15 protein-coding genes are annotated in these 17,469 nt (G+C 59.6%); 9 read left to right on the forward strand and 6 right to left on the reverse strand.

Features of this window, described 5'->3' with window-relative positions:
* Nucleotides 1-13: 13 nt before the first annotated feature.
* From MRBLPB4O_RS17010 to MRBLPB4O_RS17035, 6 genes are all read left to right on the forward strand, one after another.
* Nucleotides 14-529: an Hcp family type VI secretion system effector gene (locus MRBLPB4O_RS17010; protein ID WP_341796010.1), complete on the forward strand. Its 516-nt coding sequence runs from the start codon at nt 14-16 to the stop codon at nt 527-529.
* A 75-nt stretch (nt 530-604) separates the two neighbouring features.
* Complete coding sequence (gene tssI, locus MRBLPB4O_RS17015) at nt 605-2,590, forward strand: type VI secretion system tip protein TssI/VgrG (protein ID WP_341796011.1); 1,986 nt, start codon at nt 605-607, stop codon at nt 2,588-2,590.
* A gap of 48 nt (nt 2,591-2,638) precedes the next feature.
* On the forward strand, nt 2,639-3,070 hold the full coding sequence (locus MRBLPB4O_RS17020; RefSeq protein ID WP_341796012.1) for a DcrB-related protein: 432 nt from the start codon (nt 2,639-2,641) through the stop codon (nt 3,068-3,070).
* Between the two features lie 53 nt (nt 3,071-3,123).
* Nucleotides 3,124-7,740, forward strand: coding sequence for an RHS repeat-associated core domain-containing protein (locus MRBLPB4O_RS17025; protein ID WP_341796013.1), 4,617 nt, complete (start codon nt 3,124-3,126; stop codon nt 7,738-7,740).
* Nucleotides 7,740-8,165: an SMI1/KNR4 family protein gene (locus tag MRBLPB4O_RS17030; RefSeq protein ID WP_341796014.1), complete on the forward strand. Its 426-nt coding sequence runs from the start codon at nt 7,740-7,742 to the stop codon at nt 8,163-8,165. Before MRBLPB4O_RS17025 ends, MRBLPB4O_RS17030 begins: the two co-directional genes overlap by 1 nt.
* 83 nt (nt 8,166-8,248) lie before the next feature.
* Nucleotides 8,249-8,800 (forward strand): hypothetical protein, encoded by a 552-nt coding sequence (locus MRBLPB4O_RS17035; protein ID WP_341796015.1) that lies wholly within the window; start codon nt 8,249-8,251, stop codon nt 8,798-8,800.
* Between the two features lie 74 nt (nt 8,801-8,874).
* On the opposite strand, the gene MRBLPB4O_RS17040 is transcribed toward MRBLPB4O_RS17035, so the two are convergent.
* Entirely contained in the window at nt 8,875-10,107 is a 1,233-nt protein-coding gene (locus MRBLPB4O_RS17040) for an acyl-CoA dehydrogenase (RefSeq protein WP_341796016.1), read from the reverse strand.
* A gap of 139 nt (nt 10,108-10,246) precedes the next feature.
* Here MRBLPB4O_RS17040 and MRBLPB4O_RS17045 point away from each other — a divergent pair, with 139 nt between their 5' ends.
* Entirely contained in the window at nt 10,247-11,173 is a 927-nt protein-coding gene (locus tag MRBLPB4O_RS17045) for a LysR family transcriptional regulator (RefSeq protein WP_049274693.1), read from the forward strand.
* Nucleotides 11,174-11,367: 194 nt separating this feature from the next.
* Nucleotides 11,368-12,522 (forward strand): aminotransferase class V-fold PLP-dependent enzyme, encoded by a 1,155-nt coding sequence (locus tag MRBLPB4O_RS17050; RefSeq protein WP_341796017.1) that lies wholly within the window; start codon nt 11,368-11,370, stop codon nt 12,520-12,522.
* A 7-nt stretch (nt 12,523-12,529) separates the two neighbouring features.
* Here MRBLPB4O_RS17050 and MRBLPB4O_RS17055 read toward each other — a convergent pair whose 3' ends face one another.
* The 4 genes from MRBLPB4O_RS17055 to MRBLPB4O_RS17070 all read right to left on the reverse strand — a co-directional run bounded on the left by MRBLPB4O_RS17055 (nt 12,530) and on the right by MRBLPB4O_RS17070 (nt 15,386).
* Complete coding sequence (locus tag MRBLPB4O_RS17055; protein ID WP_341796018.1) at nt 12,530-12,967, reverse strand: RES family NAD+ phosphorylase; 438 nt, start codon at nt 12,965-12,967, stop codon at nt 12,530-12,532.
* Nucleotides 12,964-13,413 carry an MbcA/ParS/Xre antitoxin family protein gene (locus MRBLPB4O_RS17060; protein WP_016487684.1) on the reverse strand — a complete coding sequence of 150 codons (450 nt, stop codon included), beginning with the start codon at nt 13,411-13,413 and terminating at the stop codon, nt 12,964-12,966. The genes MRBLPB4O_RS17055 and MRBLPB4O_RS17060 overlap by 4 nt, the downstream gene beginning before the upstream one ends.
* Before the next feature lie 105 nt (nt 13,414-13,518).
* Nucleotides 13,519-14,295 (reverse strand): SDR family oxidoreductase, encoded by a 777-nt coding sequence (locus MRBLPB4O_RS17065; RefSeq protein ID WP_341796019.1) that lies wholly within the window; start codon nt 14,293-14,295, stop codon nt 13,519-13,521.
* A 170-nt stretch (nt 14,296-14,465) separates the two neighbouring features.
* Entirely contained in the window at nt 14,466-15,386 is a 921-nt protein-coding gene (locus tag MRBLPB4O_RS17070) for a LysR family transcriptional regulator (protein WP_341796020.1), read from the reverse strand.
* 313 nt (nt 15,387-15,699) lie between these two features.
* Between MRBLPB4O_RS17070 and MRBLPB4O_RS17075 the strand changes: the two genes are divergently transcribed.
* A complete protein-coding gene (locus MRBLPB4O_RS17075; protein ID WP_341796021.1) occupies nt 15,700-16,185 on the forward strand; it encodes a transposase in 486 nt (161 codons plus the stop codon).
* A 546-nt stretch (nt 16,186-16,731) separates the two neighbouring features.
* Here MRBLPB4O_RS17075 and MRBLPB4O_RS17080 read toward each other — a convergent pair.
* Entirely contained in the window at nt 16,732-17,454 is a 723-nt protein-coding gene (locus MRBLPB4O_RS17080) for a hypothetical protein (protein WP_341796022.1), read from the reverse strand.
* Between the last annotated feature and the right edge of the window lie 15 nt (nt 17,455-17,469).

Below are 17,469 nucleotides of genomic sequence, written 5' to 3' on the forward strand. Positions count from 1 at the left end.
AGGAGTAACTGCCATGCCAACACCCGCTTACATCAAGATCGAAGGCCAGACCCAAGGCAACATCACCGCAGGCGCCTTCACCCCAGAATCCGTCGGCAACGTTTACCAGGAAGGCCATGAAGATGAAATTCTGGTGCAGGAAATCAAGCACCAGGTCACCGTCCCCGCCGACCCGCAAAGCGGTCAACCGACCGGGCAACGGCAACACAAGCCCTTCATTTTCACCAGCTCGCTGAACAAGGCCACGCCACTGATGTACCAAGCGCTGGTCAATGGCGAAAAGCTGCCAACGGTTGAAGTCAGCTGGTACCGCACCTCGCAAGAGGGCAAGCAGCAGCACTTCTTCACCACCAAGCTGGAAGACGCCATCATCGTCGATATCAACACCGTGCTACCCCACGCTCAGAATGCGGAGAACGCGAACTACACCCAGCTGGTGGAGGTGGCGATGACGTATCGCAAGATCACCTGGAAACACGTAGAGGCGGGTACCGAAGGCTCTGACGACTGGCGCAAACCGATCGCCTGATCTCACTCAAATGCCCCAGGCAGGCGTGCTCTGCCTGGGCTTTTCAAATATTCAGACGGCGGACAAGGATCTTGTATGCCTAGCCAATCTGACTTGCGTTACAGCTTCCAGCCGCTGGTTGGCGAAGCTGAATTCGAAGTGGTGTCGTTCGAACTCCGAGAAGGGATCAGCACACCTTTCGAACTGGAGCTGAAGTTGATCAGCTTCGAAAACGATATCGATTTCGGCCACCTGCTCGACAAACCCGTGCTCTTCACCATCTGGGAAGCGGAACGCCCGGTGCGTTACGTGCACGGTCTGGTCAGTCGTTTCAGCCAGGCGGAAAGTGGCTTCTACCGCACCTACTATGACGCGCTGATCGAGCCACAGCTGGCCCGCGCCAACCTGCGTTCGAACTGGCGCATCTTCCAGCACAAGACCGTGCCGCAAATTCTTGAGCTGATGCTCCAGCGCCAAGGTATCAACCAGTACGAACTGCGCGCCAGCATGGACCATCAGGTCCGCGAGTTCTGCGTTCAGGCCGGCGAGACGGACCTGGCGTTCATCGCCCGCCTGGCGGCTGAAGAAGGCTTCGTCTACCGCTTCGCGCACAGTGAAAAGCTGCATAAGCTGATCATCACCGATCGGCTGCAGTCCTTCGGCCTGATCAGCCATGGTGCCATCAAGGCCGAAGATGAAGACGAAGGCTTCTACGATGACAACGAGCCTGTAGGCCCTGACAGCGTGCTGTACCACGCCGACAGCGGCGGCGATCAAGCCACGCCTTGCCTTCGCCGCTTGCGCTACAGCGAGCAGGTGCGTACTGCCCGCCAAGTGCAGCGCGACTACACCTTTACCAACCCTGCCTACCGCCAGGAGCACAGAGCCGCCGGCCCCTTCCTGGACCATCAGTCCAAAGAGTACGAATACTTCGATTACCCAGGCCGCTATAAACGCGATGCCGTGGGCAAGCCGTTCACTGAAAACCGCATCACAGCGCTGCGCCATGATGTACGTATTGCCGAGGTCCAGGGCGATGACGTGCGCCTACAGCCGGGTCTTAGCTTCACCCTGACCGGCCATCCGCGTAAAGACCTCAATGCGCACTGGCGGGTGAACACGGTCATCCATAAAGGCACCCAGTTCACCAGCCTGCAGGAAGAAGCCGCCGACGTCGATGCAAGCACGCACTACGAGCAGACCGCCGTGCTGGTCCCCGGTCGGACCGAATGGCGCCCTGCGCCATTGGAAAAACCGCGAATCGACGGCCCACACATGGCCACCGTCGTCGGCCCACCGGGCGAAGAGATCTATTGCGATGAATGGGGCCGGGTAAAAGTCAGTTTCCCCTGGGACCGCGAAAGCCAGAACAACGAGTTCAGTTCCTGCTGGCTGCGCGTATCTCAAAGCTGGGCCGGTGGCAGCTGGGGCTCGATGGCCATCCCGCGCATCGGCCAGGACGTGATCATCCAGTACGTCAATGGTGACCCCGACCAGCCGATGATCACCGGGCGCACCTACTGCGGTGACCAACTGCCGCCCTACGACCTGCCCGATCACAAAACGCGCATGACCATCAAGAGCCAGACCCACAAGGGCGATGGATTTAACGAGCTGCGGTTCGAGGATGAGTTGGGCAAGGAGGAGGTGTTCGTTCACGCCCAGAAAGATCAGAACACCTTGGTCAATAACAACCAGTCCCTCTCCGTGGGCGTCGATCGTACACACCAGATTGGCCAGGACGAATCGGTCGCCATCGGCCGCAACCGACTGCGCGCCGTAAAAGCCAACGACACCTTGAAAGTAGGTGGCGGCAAGAACGACCTCATCGCGGGCGACTACGAAGTCGAAGCAGGCAACACCCTGCGCCTCAAGTGCGGCAAGACCCTGATCGAGATGCAGGCCAATGGCACGCTCAACATCACCTGCGAGACCTTCAACCTTACTGGCCAGCAGAGCGGCCAGATCAACACACCTGCTGCGAAGCTCGACCTCAATCCTGAAGGCGGAGCCGCGGCTATCACCGCGAATGGCCGCGACAGCGGTGCACTCAAGGCCGATGTAGATGGGCACTTTGAGTAGCGAATCACACGTACTGGCACCTGATTAGTTCCTGAAAGGACTCCCACAATGACTGAATACCTGACTCACGACCTGATCCTTGACCTAGGTGAGGAACTACCCGAAGACCTGACGCTGAACATGCTGCGCTTTCGTGCCCGAGACACCACATTGGTGATGGCTCGTAGCCCCGTCGCCAATGACAAGACGTTGGACGACGCCGTCGAAGACCAACTGCGAATACTGCGTGAAAAGTCCAAGGCAATAATCATCACGCCTGCAAAGATCGCGCATTTGGGTGCTGATGATCATCCGGTTGAAGCCCGCGAGATGGCCATTGAATTCCTGGTGGGCGCCAGGACTCACTTCCAGCTCCAAGTAGCCTGCCTGATTCCAAGTCAGCATCGCCTACTGGTACTCAATTACAGCAAGCCAGGCCCACTGAGCACCGATGACATCAAGCACTGGCGCGCAATTAAGCAAAAGCTTCGATTCAACTAAGGCCCTAGCCTGGGCAAAACAACACCTTCCCCATCGCTTGGAGTTACCCACCCATGGCGCAGATCGTTCACGCCGCCCGCATGGGCGACGAAATACTGCATCCCTCCCTCTGGGCTGAAATAATCAGCGCGGTCGCCGAGGCCGCTATTTATGCCGCAGCCACTGCAGCCGCAGCGACCGCCATAAGTTTTGCCGTTTTCGGCACTGTCGCCACTGCCGGCACAGGAGGTATCGTCATCGGTATTGTCGTGGGGGCGGCGATCGGTGCGTTGAGCACTCTCTCCGTTGATGACAACCAATCTATCGGCGATGCCATCTCCAGTTTTTGCGACAATCTAGGTAACAGCGTGCAAGGACCCACGCCCTTCGGAAAGATCGAAAGCGGATCAGATAAGGTATTCATCAACAGTAAGCCTGCTGCACGGGCCGCTGGAATAACTGGGCCACCTGGCGGAGGAGCAGCCGATGGCGGGCAGGTAGAACCCTCAATTCTGGAGAACGTGGGTTCCATGGCCATGGCAGCGGTGCCCTACCTAGTCCCGTTTGTGGGACTAGGCATGGCGATCCGCGATATCTTCCAGCCACCCGTCACCACACCAAAGGACGCTGGCGCGCAAGACAAAAGCAAGGATCAGATCTCATGCAGCCGCCATCCGCCCATGCCCGAAACCTATATCGCGCAAGGGTCAGACAAAGTATTCATCCAAGGTCAACCTGCTGCGCGCTCAGGTGACAAGACCACCTGTGATGCCACGATTGATGTGAATGAAAACGTCTCACCGAATGTGCGCATTGGTGGAGGCACAGCGACAGTACGGGATATTCGCAATGGCAAGAGCAAGATTGCGATGTTCACGGGAATCATTGCGGGGATACTCATCTCCCGAAGGTTTGGGCGCACCAAAGGATGCACAGTAGGGAATCCGGTTGCCGTTGCGACGGGGAGCAAGCTGCAGGAGGGCCCGGAGGACATCGATTTCAGCCTCCCAGGTTTGCTGGGCATCCAATGGGCGCGGCGCTACGACAGCAAAGACATGCGTGCTGAAGGCCTATTCGGGATGGGCTGGAGTATTCCCTATGAGGTGGAGTTAGCTCGCGTTCCACATCCACAAGGCGGAGAGCTATGGATCTACATCGACAACGCCGGTAACCGACTGGAACTGGGACGCATCAGTGCCGGTGACGCTTTCGTCAGTGTAGTGGACGGCTTGGCCTTCTTTCAGCTGGAGGACGGTCAGACCGTTGTCGAAGATATCAATGAAGGGCTTTATCGGGTCTTCGATACCGACCCGCTGAACCCGAAACGCTCACGGCTGATCAGGCTCGGCGACCGCAACCTCAATTGCATAGACCTGCTGTACGACGAACAAGGGCGCCTGAAAGCCCTCTATGACAACTACGGCCAAACGGTCGTGCAGCTTCATTATGACGCCAGGCATTCCCGACGGGTCAGAGACATATCGCGGGTGTTCCTGAAGGGCGGCGGAACACCGACTGTAGAACACAGCGAACTGCTGGTTAGCTATCGCTACACCGACAGCGGGCAACTGCACGAGGTACTGGATGCGACGGAGCAACGGGTCCGCCGCTTCACTTACACCCCCGAGGGCTATCTCAATAGCCATCAACTGGCTAGCGGTGCTGTCCGTGAATACGAATGGGCTCGCTTCGACACTCCCTCAAAGCGCCCTACTCCCAAGCGCTTAGACGGTACGCCCTACCGCTTGCCACCGCTGCTGGAACCCCAACCCGATCACGAGTGGCGGGTGATTCGCCACTGGGGCAGCGATGGAGAAGAGTACCGGTTCGAGTACAACCTGGAAGACGGCGAAACCCTCGTCACGGACAACCTCAACCGTCGTGATCACTACTACTGGGGCCCACTGTACGAGGTCTACAAACACATCGACCCTGTGGGCAACTGCTGGCAGGCGGAAGTTATCGCGGGGCAGCTAATCAAGCGCATCGACCCACAAGGAGGCGAATGGCGCTACAGCTATGATGATATCGGTCGCCTGATCGAAACCCGCGACCCCCTCGGCCGCAGCGAACACATCAAATACTTGCGACATTGGGCATTGCCGGTCCAGGTCACCGATACAGGCGGGCGGACTCGGCAATACGGCTATGACAACCACGGCAACCTGCTTTGGCAGCAGGACCCGCTGGGCCGCAAAACACACTATCAGTACAACCCGGAAGGCCGCGTTACCCAGGTCACCGATGCCCTCGAAAAGAACAAGTACCTGAGCTGGAACACCTGCGGTCAGTTGCTCAGCTACCGCGACTGCAGCAATGCCCAGACGCTATATCACTACGACGCCCATGGCCGCTTGCGCGAAAGCATCAACGCCCGGGGCGAACATACCCACTTTCGCTATGACGCACGTGGTTATCTGGTAGAAAGCGAACGCCCGGACGGTCGCATCGATCGCTATGAAATTGACGTCGCTGGTCAACTGACGCGCTACATCGACCCTGCGCAAAAAAGCCTGCAGTTCCGCTACAACCGCAGCGGCCGGTTAGTCGAGCGTACGGACGCCATGGGTTACAGCGTCAAGTTCCGCTACGACGCCTATGGTCGGTTACTGCAACTCACCAACGAGAATGGCGAGTCATACCGCTTCGGTTGGGATGAACTGGACCGGCTGGTCGCGCAACAGGACCTGGATGGCAGTGGCCGCCTCTATGCCTACAACGTGCTGGATGAGGTCACTGGCCTTACCCATGTGCCCTCGCCTGACGAACAGCCGCCATTGTCCGACAACGCTCCGCCGACACGCACGACCGCCATCCGCCATGACTTCGAGCGCGACGCAATCGGCCGTCTTCTCAGCAAGCGCACTGAAGATGGCACCACCGACTACCGCTACGACGCTGCCGACAATCTGCTGTCCATCACCTTCACGGACAACAAAGGAGAACAACAGCAACTCGACTACACCTACGACGCCAACGGGCAATTGCTCAGCGAAACCAACAGCGCGGGCTTGCTGCAGTATCGCTATGACGAGCTGGGCAACCTGCAGACGCTGGTCCTGCCCGACCAGCGTGAGCTCAACCACCTTTACTACGGCAGCGGACACCTGCACCAGATCAACCTCAACGGCCGGGTCATCAGTGATTTCGAGCGCGATGCGGTGCATGACGAAGTCCTGCGCACTCAAGGCAAGCTGGTCACGCGCACGCACTACGACAACAGCGGTCGCCTGGCCGGCAAGGCCATCCATTACCGCGACGCCCCTGTTGAAGTGCTGCCGCTGCTGGACAAGGCCTATCGCTACGATGCCAGCGACAACCTGGTTGCCGAGGTACTGACCCAGACCCAGCGCCGTGGCATGACCAACGCTGCCAACGATGAGAGCGCGCATCTCGAACGGATCATCGGGTGCTTCAATGACCTGCCACACACCGGCAAGAGCTACTCGGGACGCAACCGTTACGGCTACGACCTCAACGAGCAACTGCAAACCGTCCAACAGTCGCGCCCCCACTGGCAAGCCACGCAGGTCGAGGATTTCAAGTATGACAAGGCCGGTAACCTGTTCGACGGGCCCAAGCTCAATGGCCTGATCAAGCACAACCGGGTGTTGGTGTATCAGGACAAGCGCTACCGCTATGACCGCTTTGGGCGGTTGTGCGAGAAGCGTATCGGCAGCAACTGGGTGCAGTATTTCGAGTATGACGCCGAGCAGCGGCTGGTTTGCGTGGAGCAGTACCGCAGTGGGGAGCGCGAGCGTGTGGTGTTTGCCTATGACCCGTTGGGGAGGCGGATCAGCAAGGAGGTCTATCAGAAGGATTACCCAGAGCCGCGTAGGCGAGTGCTGTTTCACTGGCAAGGTTTGCGCCTGCTCGAAGAGGTGCAGAGCGGGCTGGCGAGCTTGCATGTGTATGCCAATCTTGATAGCTATCACCCGCTGGCGCGGATCGACGGCAGACCGGGTGGCGAGGCAATTCACTATTTTCACACCAACTTGGCAGGCCTGCCAGAGCAGTTGACTGACGCTGATGGCAATGCAATCTGGCGCAGCGACTACCAGGGATGGGGCAAAACGCGCAACGAGTGGCACGGCAGTCGACAACCGCGAGAGCAAAACTTACGATATCAAGGGCAATACTATGATCGTGAAATTGATGCACACTACAACACAACAAGATTCTTTGACTTTGATATCGGACATTTCAATCAGCCAGACCCAATCGGACTGAATGGAGGTCTGAACTTATATAGCTTCGCCCCAAATTCAAACACTTGGATTGACCCACTAGGGTTGACACCTGTTACATTTACAGATAGCAGGGGATTGAGCCTTGAAGTACAGGGTTACAACAGCCTTAGCCACTTAACTGACTCCCAACTAAATAAAATATTATTCCTTAACGGTCCCAATTCTAAACTTTATGGATTAAGCCCGAAGGACAAGCATGGAAATGTGATAGATTTACATCACTACAAACAGCGTACAGAAGGCCCTATAATTGCAATGCCCCAAAAACATCACATCAAAAACTCTAAGGAACTACACCCACACGGCAATAAAAAAGGACACGGAATCAGTAATCGAGCAGAATTTAATTTCTGGAAAAGAGAGTTTTGGGCGAATCAAGCCTTTAACGAGTTGCAAAAAAGAATCGATGCGAAATCATCCTCACCAACCAGGTGCCCATAATGGACAACATCCTTCGGAAAAGAATTGAAAATTTGGTTGAGAACGATAATGATCTCCGCGGACGACCGGCAACCGACAACGAAATAAAAGACGCAGAAATAAATTTAAATGTCAAATTTGACACGCAGTACATTGATTTTATAAAAATTTTTGGCGGCGCATTTTGCGGCATTGCAATTCACGCCTTCGATAACGGTGATATGATAGGTGACGAAACAGTAATAGAGTTAACTCAGCGGTTTCGTAAATACACCCCAAATCTTTCTAGTGAGCTCATAAGCTCATATGTAATATCGGACGACGGCGCAGGTAACCCAATATTGATCAGCCGAAACGGCCATATATTGATCTATTTTCACGACAGTGGAGAAACGGAAGTTCTGCACACCACATTCAACGACTTACTAAACCAAGCATTACCATAGAGATAACGTTACAAGCATGCGGGTCACCGTATTAGGTCTGCCCGGAGGTGAGGATCATTTGCGACGAGTGGGGCCGAATCAGGGTGTCAGCTGCCCTTGGGCCCTACCCCAACACCAGCGGCAGGGCTAGCAGCCGCCTCTATGCCTGCAACGTACTGGATGAGGTCACTCGTCTTACCCATGTGCCCTCGCCTGACGAACAGCCGCCACTGTCCGACAACGCTCCGCCGACACGCACGACCGCCATCCGCCATGACTTCGAGCGCGACGCAATCGGCCGCCTTCTCTGCAAGCGCACCGAAGATGGCACCACCGACTACGGCTACGACGCGGCCGACAACCTGCTGTCCATCACCTGCACGGACGACAAAGGAGAACAACAGCAACTCGACTACACCTACGACGCCAACGGGCAATTTCTCAGCGATACCAACAGCGCTGGCTTGCTGCAGTATCGCTATGACGAGCTGGGCAACCTGCAGACGCTGGTCCTGCCCGACCAGCGCGAACTCAACCACCTGTACTACGGCAGCGGGCACCTGCACCAGATCAACCTCAACGGCCGGGTCATCAGCGATTTCGAGCACGATGAGGTCCTGCGCACCCAAGGCCAGCTGATCACGCGCACCCGCTAAAAAAAAACACAGGCGACTGACGGGAAAGCCTGAAAAAGCATTAGGCAGATGCAGGCTGGCAAGAATCAGCTCATCTATGACCGCCCGCTACGCAACAGCTCCACCGGCACATACTTACCAATTTCATATTTGCCAATCGCCGCCCGGTGCACTTCATCCGGCCCGTCGGCCAGGCGCAGGGTGCGCTGCATGGCGTACATGTAGGCCAGCGGAAAATCGCCGCTCACCCCTGCCCCGCCATGCATCTGGATCGCCCGGTCGATCACCTTCAACGCCACGTTTGGCGCCACCACCTTGATCTGCGCGATTTCGCTGCGGGCCACCTTGTTGCCGACGGTGTCCATCATGTACGCCGCCTTCAACGTCAACAGCCGCGCCATGTCGATTTCCATGCGTGAGTCGGCGATCTTGTCGACGTTGCCACCCAGCCGTGCCAGGGGCCGACCAAAAGCAGTACGCTCCACCGAGCGCTTGCACATCAGCTCCAGCGCACGCTCGGCCATGCCGATCGAGCGCATGCAGTGGTGGATACGGCCTGGGCCAAGGCGCCCTTGGGCAATCTCGAAGCCGCGCCCCTCGCCGAGCAGCACATTTTCATAAGGCACCCGTACGTTCTCGAAAAGCACCTCGGCGTGGCCATGAGGGGCATCGTCATAGCCGAACACCGGTAACGGGCGGACGATCTTCACGCCCGGCGCATCGGTGGGCACCAGCACCATCGAATGCTGCTGGTGGCGTGGGCCTTCAGGGTCGGACAGGCCCATGAAGATCATGACCTTGCAACGCGGGTCGCAGGCGCCGGAGGTCCACCATTTGCGGCCATTGATAACCCATTCGTCGCCGTCACGCACGGCAGTGGCGGCCATATTGGTCGCGTCCGAGGAGGCAACGTCCGGCTCGGTCATGGCAAACGCCGAGCGGATCTCACCGCGCAACAAAGGCTCCAGCCACTGGCGTTTCTGCGCTTCACTGCCATAACGCACCAGCACTTCCATGTTGCCGGTGTCCGGCGCAGAGCAGTTGAACGGCTCTGGTCCGAGCAAGGAACGGCCCATGATTTCCGCCAGCGGGGCGTATTCCAGGTTGCTCAGGCCGGCGCCGTATTCCGATTCGGGCAAGAACAGGTTCCACAGCCCTTCGGCGCGGGCCTTGGCCTTGAGTTCTTCCATGATTGCCGTGGGCTGCCAGCGGTCGCCCTCGGCAACCTGGCGCTCGAACACGGCTTCGGCGGGGTACACGTAGGCGTCCATGAACGCAGTAACGCGCTCGCGCAGTGCCTGGACCTTGGGCGAATAGGCGAAATCCATCGGGGCTACCTTCACGGTTCGGAGTACATGCGCAGAGCCTAGAGCAGCGCGGCCCCATCCACCTAGTCTATTTTCCGCGTGTATAAACATTCATAACCGATATATGATCGGCCAATAATTCCAACAAAGAGCGGCGCCCATGAACCTCAGCAAGGTCGACCTCAACCTGTTCATCGTGTTCGATGCGATCTACACCGAAGCCAACCTGACCCGCGCCGGTCAGATTGTCGGCATTACCCAGCCTGCAGTGTCCAACGCCCTTTCGCGGCTGCGCGAAACCTTCAACGACCCGCTGTTCGTGCGCACCGCACAAGGTATGGTGCCCACGCCGATGGCGCAGAACATCATCGGCCCGGTGCGCAACGCCCTGGCACTGTTGCGTACGTCGGTGCAGGAAAGCCGCATCTTCAACCCGCAACAGGCCAACAAAACCTTCCGCATCAGCATGACCGACCTGACCGAGGCGGTCATCCTGCCGCCGCTGTTCCAGCGCCTGCGCCGCCTGGCGCCGGCGGTGCTGATCGAAAGCTTCCTGTGCAAGCGCCGCGAGACCACCAAGGAACTCGCCGCGGGCCGCCTGGACTTCGCCATCGACGCCCCCCTGAACACCGACCCGCAGGTGCGCCACGTCAAGCTGATGCAAGACCGCTATGTGTGCGCCCTGCGCCAGGGCCACCCACTCGCTGACAGCAAACTGACCCTCGACAGCTACCTGGGCATGACCCATATCCATATTTCCAGCCGCCGTAATGGCCTGGGTTACGTCGACCTGGCGCTGGGCAAGATGGGTGTTCAGCGCAAGGTCGCCCTGCGTTCGCAGCACTACCTGATGGCCTCGCAGGTGTTGCAGCAGACCGACATGGCGATGACCGTTCCCGAGCGTTTCGCCCGTCGCCATCAGTTGCGTTACCAGCCACTGCCAGTGGAGGTGCCCGCACTGGAAACGCACCTGTACTGGCATGAAAGCACTGATCAGGACCCGGCCAACCGCTGGATGCGCGAGCAGATCACCGAATTGTGCGAACGCGTGGTAGCCGAGGAAGAGAAAGCCCTGCAGCCCGCCTGAAGCTGCCTACGAGGGGCGGCCCATCAGCCTCGCCCCTCCCGAAGAAAGATATTCTACCAACGGTTCGAAATAGAGAAATTTTTCTCACACCCATTGAGAAAAAAGCGGCGGGAAGCGAAAAATATCTCAGCCATGGCGGATACGCTTACCCCAACTATCGCCGATTTCACGGCGACAGACATGGACCCGCCCCAATGCCCAGCGCCCCACTTTATTTCGATTACGCCGCCACCACCCCCGTCGACGATCGGGTCATCGAAACCATGCTTGCCTGCCTTGGCAGCGAGGCCAACTTCGGCAACCCGGCGTCCAGTGGCCACGCCTACGGCCAGGCGGCTCGACAGGCCGTGGAGCAAGCCCGCCAGCACGTGGCCGAGCGCGTCGGCGCGCAAGCCGACAACTTGGTCTGGACGTCGGGCGCTACCGAATCCAACAACCTGGCACTCAAAGGCATTGCCCAAGGCTTCGACCAGCCTGGGCACCTGATCACTAGCCAACTGGAGCACAAAGCCGTGCTCGACACGGTGGCCGAACTGGAGCGCCAAGGCTGGGCCGTGACCCGCCTGACGCCGGATGCCGCCGGCCTGATCCCGCCTGCAAGCGTGCAGGCAGCGTTGCGCGCCGATACCCGCCTGGTATCGTTGATGGCGGTCAACAACGAGCTGGGCACGGTTACCGATTTTGCCGCCATCGGCCAACAGGTGCGTGCCCACGGTGCCCTGCTGCACGTGGATGCCGCACAGGCCGTAGGCAAGCTCGCCATCGACCTGAACGCGATGGCCGTGGACCTGATGTCGTTCTCGGCGCACAAGGTTTACGGGCCAAAAGGGATCGGCGCGCTGTATGTCGGGCCACGCGCCCGTACGCTGATGCGTGCGCAGATGCACGGCGGCGGCCATGAGCAGGGCCTGCGTTCCGGCACCCTGGCAACCCATCAGATCGCCGGCATGGGCAGCGCCTTTGCCCTGGCCGGCCAACCAGGTGACAGCGAGCACCAGCGCCTTGAGCAATTGGCCACGCGCCTGCGCGAGGGCCTGCTGGCTTTACCCGGCGTGACCCTCAACGGCAGCCCCAGCCAACGCATCCCCCACACCCTGAACCTGTGCATCGACAACAAGGGCTTCAACAGCGCGGCACTGGCCAGCGAGCTGGCCTTGTCGACCACCTCGGCCTGTAACTCGGCGAGCAACGCCGCCTCGCATGTACTGCTGGCACTGGGGCTGGACGAACGTCAGGCACGCAACAGTGTGCGCTTGAGCATCGGCCGATTCACCACCGAGGCGCAAGTGGACCAGGCGCTGGCAGTGTTTGGTCGAGTGCTGACGACGGCGTCGGCTGCACTGTGGTGAACACACGCTAGAACAAGCGGCTGTCCGGGGTAAAATCCTCGACCTGGATTTTCGCGCGCTGCGCCTGTGGGTGCCGTGGGTTGAACAGGTAGTTGATGGTGCTGGGCATGATCGCGCTCGGCACCGGCAGCAACAATGCCGAGCAGTCATCCAGAAAGCGATTGCCCAGCGCCCGGGTCAACTCAGGCTGAGCGGACCAGCCGGGCTCCAAGGCCGGCAGCTGCGCCTGTGAAACCGTGTCGGGCAATTCGATGCGGATCAGGCGCATGGTGGTAGGAAAATCCTCGGGGTCGATCTCCAGGTGCACCAGCACCTCGAGCATGGCCCCGGAAGGGCTGGTGGCGGCATACACTACCGGCCGGCCCGCCTGGTGCCAGCGGCCGCTTACACGCAAGCCCCCTGTGCCGCTCAAATCTGCATAAGCGCTGATACGCCACAGAATCACAGGCCAAAGCCCTCGGCAATCTGCAGCAACATCTCTTCGACCTGAGTGGTGCCTTGCTGGGTGGTGAGCATCTGCATCGGCGTCAGCCCGGAGAAGCGTTCCTTGGGCTTGGACAGCCAGCGCTTGGCCTTGTCCGCTTCGCCGAACACGGCTTCGGCCATGGCGGTGATGTGGGCCGAGCGGAACAGCCGATCACTCTCTTCCACGGTCAGCGGCTGGTCACGCTCGATACGGGTTTTGAGGGTGCGCAGGGGAATGATCTGGTCCCGCTCCACCGGCGTGAATACACCGCGCTCAGTCAGCTTCACCAGCCAGGTGGCAGCAAAACCATGGGTGATGCGGGTGTGGATTTCGAAGTCACTGGCAAGTTCGGGTATTTCCAGCAGCGCCTGCAGGCGCGCCCGGTACTCGTGGTAACCGTTGTCGCGAAGCACTTCGGCAAGCATGGCATACTCCTGTTTCGGCGTTTGCCGACAAGTATGCGGTATTCACCGGATCATTGCCAGTTTGCCTGGCCACCTTGGTTGTGGGGGCACTGCGCCCCCACACCTTTAGAAGGTACCCGGATACGCCCCGCCATCGATCAGCAGGCTCTGCCCGGTGATATAACCGGCATGCGCACTGCACAGGAACGCACAGTACGCGCCAAACTCCCCGGCATCGCCAAAGCGCGCCGCCGGGATGGCCTTGCGCCTGGCCTGGGCAGTCGCTTGCACATCGCCACCCGCCGCCTGCAAAGTCTTTTGCAAACGCGCCGTGTCGAACGCCCCAGGCAGCAGGTTGTTCAGTGTCACATTGCTGCCCGCCAGGCGCTGCTGCCGGGCCAGGCCGGCAATGAAACCGGTCAGGCCACTGCGGGCGCCGTTGGACAAACCAAGAATGTCGATCGGCGCCTTCACCGCGCCAGAAGTGATATTCACTACCCGGCCAAAACCGCGCTCGGCCATGCCGTCGAGCACCGCCTTGATCAGCTCGATGGGGGTGAGCATGTTGGCGTCCAGCGCCTTCAGCCAGTCGTCACGCCCCCAGTCACGGAAGTCCCCCGGTGGCGGGCCACCGGCGTTGTTGACCAGGATGTCGACCTGTGGGCAGGCCCCCAACAGCGCCTGACGCACCTGGGCATCGGCCACATCGCCGGCCACGGTACGCACCTCGATGCCTGGGCAGGCCGCCCGCAACTCGCTGGCGGTCTGCTCCAGGGTGGCTTGGGTGCGGGCATTGATGACCAGGTTCACGCCTTCTTTGCCAAGCGCCTCGGCGCAGCCTTTGCCCAGGCCTTGGCTGGCCGCGCAGACGATGGCCCAGCGGCCGGTAATGCCTAGATCCATTGGGTTGCTCCTTGATGAAATGGGGTTACAGGGGTACTGGCAGGCCGTGCCGGGGGTAATCTAGAGCACAGGCAGGGGCGCCGATAATGAAAAGAGCTGATCCACCAATAACCATCGCTTATCCCCACCAGCCCGCCAGCAATGGGCTGGAGGGCGAGCGCCGTCAAACTTCAATTGGGAGTCAATTCCTCTACCAGCAACCGCGCAGCTGGCGATAGCGGCGCCGCCACACGGTGCACGATGCCGAACGGCTCGCTCAACGCCCGTAGCTGCACCGCCAGCGACACCAGCAACCCGCGCTGCTCGGCAAAGGCCGCCACGGCACTGGGAATGACCGCGACCAGCGTCGGGTCATCCTCCAGCAGCATGAACGTCGCGAAGGTGGAGAAGGTTTCCAGCGGGTAGCGGGGCACCTCCACCCCTGCCTCGCTCAACTCGCGCTCCAGCGCCTGGCGCATGGGCATGTTCGCCGGGTAGACCACCCAGCGGTAATGGCTCAAGTCGCTGATCGCCAGTGCCGCTGCCCTGGCAAGCGGATGCTGGGGGTGCGCGACCACCACCAAAGGCTCCTGGGCGAGTTCGACAAAGGTATAGTCCGCCGCGTTGCGGCCCAGCCCCGGCCGGCAGATGGCCAGGTCCAGGCGCCCCTCGTCCAGCTGGGCGAGCAGGTTGGCGCTGGTATTCTCGGCAATTTCCACCGCCAGCTGCGGCTGCTTGCGGCGCAAGCGCCCCAAGGCCCTGACCAGTGTCGGCATGGCCCCCATGATGCTGCCCACCGCCAGACGCCCACCCTGACCTTGGACGATGCCTAGCACCTCTTCGCGCAAATGCCCCAGGTCGCTGTGGATCAGCCGCGCATAGCGCACCACGCAACGGCCCACGTCGTTGGCTACCAGGCCGCTGGGCAGGCGCTGGAACAATGGTACCCCCAGCACTTCCTCCACCTCGCGCAACGCCTTGGTGGCCCCGGGCTGGGAAATGGCCATGGCTTCGGCCGCCTTGTGCAGCGAACCACAGCGATCCAGCTCGATCAGCAGGCGCAACTGACGCAGGCGCAGGCGAGAAAAAATGGAATCCAGGGAAGGGATCATCAGGCAGGCTCGACATGGGTCTTGTAATGCCGAGCACTATAGAGCGTCGTCAACGGGGGGGCATTGAGTTTTAAGCAAATGACCCTTGATCGCAGAACACGCATGCCACATTTCGCTGTAGGAGCAGCCTTGTGCTGCGAAGAGGCCGGTTCAGGCGATGCATTAGTGTCGCTCGTACTGGCCTCTTCGCAGCACAAGGCTGCTCCTACAGACAAGCGTAACGCTGTAAAACGGGGTAATGATCTGCCACCACCGAAAGCGGCTCCTGCCTCTATGGTTGGTGCTCACAACGAATGGATGCGAGGTGCACAACATGGATCGAGCCGAAGCAAATCTCTTGCGGCGGGGGCGTTTTTCCGAACCTGGCAGGTTGTACTTGCTAACCACTGTTACCCACCAGCGCAGGCCGTTATTCCACGATCTGCGAGCGGCACGCCTGGTCATCAGGGAGTTGAGGCACTCGGACTTCCTCGGCGACTGCCGCTCACTTGCCTGGGTGTTGATGCCTGATCACTTGCATTGGCTGATAGAGTTGCATGCCATCACTTTGAGCAGCCTGATGCGGCAGTTCAAATCCCGCTCAGGCACAGCATTGTGCAAAGCGGGCATTTGCCCAGGCCAGGCCTGGCAGCGTGGCTATCATGACCGGGCGCTGCGCATGGAGGACGATACACGCAAGGTGGCCCGGTACATTGTTGCCAACCCTTTGCGGGCAGGTCTGGCAACACAGATTGGCGATTATCCCCACTGGGACGCAGTGTGGCTCACAGACGCTGACAGCTTGCACAACTCCTTGTAGGAGCTGCCTTGTGCTGCGAAGAAGCCGGTTCAGGCGATGCATCAGTGTCGCTCGTACCGGCCTCTTCGCAGCACAAGGCTGCTGCTCCTACAGACAAGCGTATCGCCGTGAAACGGGGTAATGATCTGCCAACACCGAAAGCGGCTCCAGCCTCTATGCGTGGATTGGCGATTATCCCCACTGGGACGCAGTGTGGCTCACAGACGCTGACAGCCTGCACAACTCCTTGTAGGAGCTGCCTTGTGCTGCGAAGAAGCCGGTTCAGGCGATGCATCAGTGTCGCTCGTACTAGCCTCTTCGCAGCACAAGGCTGCTCCTACAGACAAGCGTATCGCCGTGAAACGGGGTAATGATCTGCCAACACCGAAAGCGGCTCCAGCCTCTATGCGTGGATTGGCGTTTATCCCCACTGGGACGCAGTGTGGCTCACAGACGCTGACAGCCTGCACAACTCCTTGTGCTGCGAAGAGGCCGGTTCAGGCGATGCATCAGTGTCGCTCGTACCGGCCTCTTCGCAGCACAAGGCTGCTCCTGCAGGTGAGGCGTTTACCGCGGTCTACGCCGTGCCAGGCAGGCATAACCCAGGCCCAGCACGCTGACCGCCAGTACGCCCAGCAACACCATCAACTCGCGGCTGTAGCGGGCCACGGTGGCTGGAAAACCGATGACCTCGTGGTACACCTGCACATTGGCCACTCCGTCGGCGTGGCTGATGCTGACCCCGCCCTGGCGAATCTGCAAATAGTCTGCATCGAAATAGACCCAGACCTTGCACGTGCCACCCGGCTCGATGGCCGGGATGTCCACCTGCGCGGTAGCGGTCTCCAGCAGGGTGTCGTTGCCGGCAGCATCACGCACCTGCACCAGGCCCTTGGCTGGCAGACGGATCTTTACCTCCCGTACCGGCGCGTCACCACTGTTGCGCAGTTCGATAAGCAAGCCGGTACGGTGATCGACCAGGCCGGCCTCGAAGGGCTTGGCGAACAACTGCGCATAGGGTGCCTGGGCCATCTCAATCAGGCGTTCGACCTGATCGTGGCTTAGACCGCCCTGGCCGATACTGTTGATACGCCCCTGCAACTGCTCATACTTGAGTTGCTCGCTGGCTTTGCTTATGCGCTCGCTGAACTGGGTGGGATAGGTGAGGTAGGCATAGGTCAGTGACGCCTCCAGGCGCGGGCTGCTCCTGAGCAACACGTAGGCGGTCAAAAGCACCATCAGGCCTAAAAGCACGGCTACGAGGAGTTTCCCCACCTTGTCCCAGCTCAATGCAAACTTCCTTCT

The sequence above is a fragment of the Pseudomonas sp. LPB4.O genome, from assembly GCF_038383825.1.
Lineage (GTDB): Bacteria > Pseudomonadota > Gammaproteobacteria > Pseudomonadales > Pseudomonadaceae > Aquipseudomonas > Aquipseudomonas putida.

Excerpts from the sequence above, each read along its gene's own strand:
- MRBLPB4O_RS17010 (WP_341796010.1), top strand. The coding sequence starts at position 14 with ATGCCAACACCCGCTTACATCAAGATCGAAGGCCAGACCCAAGGCAAC.
- tssI (WP_341796011.1), top strand. The coding sequence starts at position 605 with ATGCCTAGCCAATCTGACTTGCGTTACAGCTTCCAGCCGCTGGTTGGC.
- MRBLPB4O_RS17020 (WP_341796012.1), top strand. The coding sequence starts at position 2,639 with ATGACTGAATACCTGACTCACGACCTGATCCTTGACCTAGGTGAGGAA.
- MRBLPB4O_RS17025 (WP_341796013.1), top strand. The coding sequence starts at position 3,124 with ATGGCGCAGATCGTTCACGCCGCCCGCATGGGCGACGAAATACTGCAT.
- MRBLPB4O_RS17030 (WP_341796014.1), top strand. The coding sequence starts at position 7,740 with ATGGACAACATCCTTCGGAAAAGAATTGAAAATTTGGTTGAGAACGAT.
- MRBLPB4O_RS17040 (WP_341796016.1), bottom strand. The coding sequence starts at position 10,107 with ATGGATTTCGCCTATTCGCCCAAGGTCCAGGCACTGCGCGAGCGCGTT.
- MRBLPB4O_RS17045 (WP_049274693.1), top strand. The coding sequence starts at position 10,247 with ATGAACCTCAGCAAGGTCGACCTCAACCTGTTCATCGTGTTCGATGCG.
- MRBLPB4O_RS17050 (WP_341796017.1), top strand. The coding sequence starts at position 11,368 with ATGCCCAGCGCCCCACTTTATTTCGATTACGCCGCCACCACCCCCGTC.
- MRBLPB4O_RS17060 (WP_016487684.1), bottom strand. The coding sequence starts at position 13,413 with ATGCTTGCCGAAGTGCTTCGCGACAACGGTTACCACGAGTACCGGGCG.
- MRBLPB4O_RS17065 (WP_341796019.1), bottom strand. The coding sequence starts at position 14,295 with ATGGATCTAGGCATTACCGGCCGCTGGGCCATCGTCTGCGCGGCCAGC.
- MRBLPB4O_RS17070 (WP_341796020.1), bottom strand. The coding sequence starts at position 15,386 with ATGATCCCTTCCCTGGATTCCATTTTTTCTCGCCTGCGCCTGCGTCAG.
- MRBLPB4O_RS17075 (WP_341796021.1), top strand. The coding sequence starts at position 15,700 with ATGGATCGAGCCGAAGCAAATCTCTTGCGGCGGGGGCGTTTTTCCGAA.